The sequence below is a fragment of the Phaeobacter sp. CAU 1743 genome (genome assembly GCF_039839315.1).
GTDB classification, from domain to species: Bacteria; Pseudomonadota; Alphaproteobacteria; order Rhodobacterales; family Rhodobacteraceae; genus Phycobacter; species Phycobacter gallaeciensis_A.
The window spans coordinates 1-3116 of sequence record NZ_JBDOQR010000153.1; the positions used below are offsets into that span (position 1 = coordinate 1).

2 protein-coding genes and 1 pseudogene are annotated in these 3116 nt (G+C 57.5%); 2 read left to right on the forward strand and 1 reads right to left on the reverse strand.

Features of this window, described 5'->3' with window-relative positions; translation table 11 throughout:
* The first annotated feature begins 664 nt into the window (after positions 1-664).
* Together AAFO90_RS24385 and AAFO90_RS24390 are read left to right on the forward strand one after the other, a co-directional pair.
* Entirely contained in the window at positions 665-2473 is a 1809-nt protein-coding gene (locus tag AAFO90_RS24385; RefSeq protein ID WP_347511126.1) for an AAA family ATPase, read from the forward strand.
* A complete protein-coding gene (locus AAFO90_RS24390) occupies positions 2473-3048 on the forward strand; it encodes a hypothetical protein (protein WP_347511127.1) in 576 nt (191 codons plus the stop codon). Before AAFO90_RS24385 ends, AAFO90_RS24390 begins: the two co-directional genes overlap by 1 nt.
* Here AAFO90_RS24390 and AAFO90_RS24395 read toward each other — a convergent pair.
* Positions 3023-3116, reverse strand: a pseudogene (locus AAFO90_RS24395) (IS5/IS1182 family transposase); the annotation flags it as partial. The gene AAFO90_RS24390 and the pseudogene AAFO90_RS24395 overlap by 26 nt on opposite strands.

Here is a 3116-nt window from a genome sequence, read left to right on the forward strand (position 1 = left end):
GCCTGCGATGTCGTAGTCTTCTTCATGGTGTTGCTTTCCTTTCGGTTTGATCACCCCGAGCCTACGGCTCAGGGAAAGCAACGCCACCCTTCAGGCAAACTTCAACATCAACCGGGACATCCCCAGGCATCCATGCCGCCCCGAAGCTGGTCGCAGCTCTCCCACAAGGAGCGGTAAATGTCGCTTTTCTTGATGGCCATGCTGCCCCCGTTGATCCGTTTCTTATGGTTTCACATAGGAATAGCCGGTACTTCTCCCGAATGACAGTGTGGAAAGCACGTCCTGCCAGCGTATCGGACCAACAGAAGGCGAGCGGAGCTGTCCCCAGCCACCCCCAGAGATGTTGATCACGGCAGGGGCACTTTTCATCGGAAGCTCAAGGCATCACCGATAGAGGTTTGAAATGATGTTGGAAAATGGTGGTCCTGTGGGAGACGTGTTCGTCTAATTGTTCAGAAACAGAAAAACACGGATCCGACGAGGCGTACGAACGCACGCTAAAAGGCGGAAAGCTTGATCCGGGTCAGTAGTTCAGTTGCAGCGAGCCGGATCGTTGCTATCGCGATCCTTCCTTGCCTGTAAAAGCCATCAGCGATGGTCAAACCCTTGGCAGTGCGGGGTAATGCTGACATTTTGGCTGGTATCAGCATTAAGGGTGGGCGGAATGGGTTTACATGATCAGAAAATCGATGGCGTTCCACAATTCGTTAGCTACTTCGCACCCGTGATCGAGATCATGCGTGACTTGGGTGGCCAAGCCCGCCCGCGTCAGGTCTTTGATGAGTTGATCAAGCGGAATGACATCCCGGAAGATTTTCTGGCCCTGAGCAACAAGAATGGCGGCTCGGAGTTCGAGAACAGGGTGCATTTCGCCCGGTCCTATTTATTCACAGCCGGCATCATAACCGCGCCCAGCCGCGGTGTCTGGGGTTTGTCAGATCAGGGATGGAAGGCGGAACTTTCCCCTGAATGGGCAGCAGAAATTTTCAGGACAGCCCGGGTCAATTTCTCTGGGGATGAGGATGAACAGGAGGCGCCTAAGGATGACCTTGCTGCGGAGGGGCTGAGCCACTGGTATGTCGGGGCATCGTGGGCAGGCGAGGATCTGACCGATCGGTTCTTGGCGGAAGGCGTGTGGCAGAACGGCTATGACGATAAATTCTCCAAGCTCGTCCGGCAGATGAGGCCCGGCGATCGGATCGCTATCAAAGCCTCGTTCACTCGCAAGAACGATGTTCCTTTTGAGAACCACGGTCGTGCCGCAAGCGTCGTGCGGATCAAGGCCATCGGCGTGATCACTGCCAACCGTGGCGATGGAAAGACAGTCGAGGTGAACTGGCAAGAACTTGACCCGCCCAGAGACTGGTACTTCTATACGTATCGTACAACTGTTGCCCGTGCCCGTGTTGAGGATGATGACATGGCAAGGCGGCTTGTGGCGTTCACCTTTGACGGGGCCGATCAGGATTACGGCTATTTCCTCAGCCATTCCTACTGGGCAGAACGTTTTGCCCCCGAGATCGATCCCCTGAGCGCAAGCGAGGCCGAGGACGCTGCGGAAGATGACAACGCCCCCGGGCCAGAAATCATGCTCTACACGGTGGATGACATTATCAATGAGGGCGGCTTTATGGAACGCGATACATTGTCGGGGCTTGTGGATCGTCTGTCATCCAAGAAAAACCTGATACTGCAGGGGCCACCCGGGACGGGGAAAACCTGGCTCGCCAAGCGCCTAGCCAAGGCTTTAATCGGCCGCAGGTCTCCTTTGCTCGATCAGCTGCGCTCTGTCCAGTTTCACCCCTCGCTATCGTATGAGGATTTTGTGCGGGGGTATCGCCCCTCCAGCAATGGGTTGACCCTGACCGACGGGATTTTCCTGCAAGTGGTCGAAGCCGCCCGTGCGCAACCCGATGTCTCTCATGTCCTGATCATCGAGGAAATCAACCGGGGCAACCCCGCTCAAGTATTCGGAGAGATGCTGACGCTTTTGGAAAACACCAAACGCAGCCGAGCGGATGCGATGGAACTGGCCTACCGTAAAGTCCCGGGTGAAAAGGTCCATGTCCCCGACAACCTGCATATCATCGGGACGATGAATGTCGCGGACCGCTCGCTTGCACTGGTCGATCTGGCCTTGCGGCGCAGGTTCGCCTTTGTAACGCTGGCTCCCCTGTTGAACATGGCTTGGGAAGACTGGTGCCGTGATAGGGAATTCCCGGATGATGTGATCTCCCTGATGCGTGAGCGCATGACCGCGCTGAATGACACGATCGCACAGGATCGGGCCCTAGGGCCGCAGTTTCGGGTGGGGCATTCCTATGTCACTCCCGGCGACGATGACATTCCAGACCCGAGGGCATGGTTCGCCGAGGTCATCGATACCGAGATCGAGCCGCTGTTGCAGGAGTACTGGTTTGACGCCCCGGATCGAGCCCGTGATGCGGCGCAAACCTTGCGTGCCGGGCTTTAATGGCTACCGCGATCCCCTTGCGCAATATCTGGCTGCTATTTTTGTACGCGGCCGATCTGGTGCAATTCAAAGGCCGATTTGACCATCAGGTCGAGACCGCCCCGGATCTTCCGGATCTAGTGGCGCGCCTCTTGACCCATGTGGTCGAGGAACGCCTGCGCCGGAACCTATCCCGCGGATACCGCCCCCAAGTGGCTACCCTGTCGCGGGTGCGCGGACGCATCGACATGCTGGAAACCACGACACGCCGATTGATGGACCGCGGTCGCATCGCCTGCCGCTTCGAAGAACACACGATGGACACGCCCCGCAATCGGCTTGTCAGGGCAGCCCTCGCGCAGCTTGCGAACCGCGTTGCGGATGATCTGGTTGCGCATCGCTGCCGCCAACTGGCCGGGGATTTTACCCGCATGGGCGTTGTCGGCCCCCGCCCGTCCTGGGCAGAAGTGGCCAGTGACCAGATTGGTCGCAATGAGGCCGCCGACCGTTTGATGGTGGCACTGGCCCGGATGGTGTTTAAGAGTCTGATTCAAAACTTTTCGAGTGAATTCATTGTCTTGCGAGCATCCGCGTGACGCGGCGGATGTGTGCGATTGTGACCCAAGCTGCCGCGCTGGCGATGGATTTTTCCCAATCCTTCGAT